This window comes from Bifidobacterium sp. UBA6881 (assembly GCA_002451435.1).
GTDB lineage: Bacteria > Actinomycetota > Actinomycetes > Actinomycetales > Bifidobacteriaceae > Bifidobacterium.
The window spans coordinates 6,454-6,906 of the sequence record DKCF01000034.1; the positions used below are offsets into that span (position 1 = coordinate 6,454).

The 453-nt window shown below is 52.8% G+C and carries 1 protein-coding gene; it reads right to left on the reverse strand.

What is annotated here, in order from left to right; genetic code table 11:
* On the reverse strand, window positions 1-158 hold a 158-nt coding region (locus tag B3C64_RS02720), incomplete at its 3' end, for an Hsp70 family protein (protein WP_291533563.1).
* Between the last annotated feature and the right edge of the window lie 295 nt (window positions 159-453).

Genomic DNA, 453 nt, shown 5'->3' on the forward strand with positions numbered 1-453 from the left:
ACTTCGCCGACCAGAATCTCACCGGACTTGCTGAAGGCCACGACGGACGGCGTGGTGCGAGCGCCTTCGGCGTTCACGATGACGGTCGGCTGACCGCCTTCAAGAGTTGCGATGCAGGAATTGGTGGTACCCAAATCAATGCCAACTGCGCGTCCCATAACATGTCTCCTTTATGAATAGGTTCGCTATACGTTCTTTTCGTTCTTCGCCCGGGTTTCGGATGACCGCCTCTCGGGCTTTCCAAAACTTGAGCCTACACCACTCAACTTTTGTTCGCAAGTTTTTATTCCCGAATTCGTAAAAATCTTGAGTCTACTTCGCTCAACTTTTCGAGTTGAGCTCGCAAAGTACCTTTCAGAACGTCAAATCCGCCGATCTCCGGGCGGAAACCACCTGTCAAGAAGTCAAGTCAGACAGCCAGCAGGACGCCGCAGAACAACCGAATCCGCCACC